This is a genomic window from Falsihalocynthiibacter sp. S25ZX9, assembly GCF_041205405.1.
Taxonomy (GTDB): Bacteria; Pseudomonadota; Alphaproteobacteria; order Rhodobacterales; family Rhodobacteraceae; genus Falsihalocynthiibacter; species Falsihalocynthiibacter arcticus.
Window position 1 is genome coordinate 1 of record NZ_JBGFCD010000252.1, and the last position, 299, is coordinate 299.

The following is a 299-nucleotide window of genomic DNA, read 5'->3' on the forward strand; positions in this document are numbered from 1 at the left end:
GGCAACTACACTTTATACGGTGAAGCCGGAAATGACCGGATTTATGGCGGTGACGGGGTTGATCGGCTTTTTGGCAACGACTGGGATGATTTCCTTTTTGGCGGCGGCTCTCGAGCAGATGGAGGCGACGTGATCGACGGCGGCTCTGGCCATGATTATGTCAATGGCGGGTATGGAAATGACGTCATCATTGGTCGGGATGGCAACGACACGCTAAACGGCAGTGTAGGTTCGGACACGCTTTATGGCGGGGTCGGTAATGATCTTTTGGTTGGTGGGATCGGTAATGACAGGCTTCA

Annotated in this window: 1 protein-coding gene; it reads left to right on the forward strand. The window is 53.5% G+C overall.

Features of this window, described 5'->3' with window-relative positions:
• On the forward strand, positions 1–299 hold a 299-nt coding region (locus tag AB9F29_RS22130), incomplete at both ends, for a calcium-binding protein (RefSeq protein ID WP_369757279.1).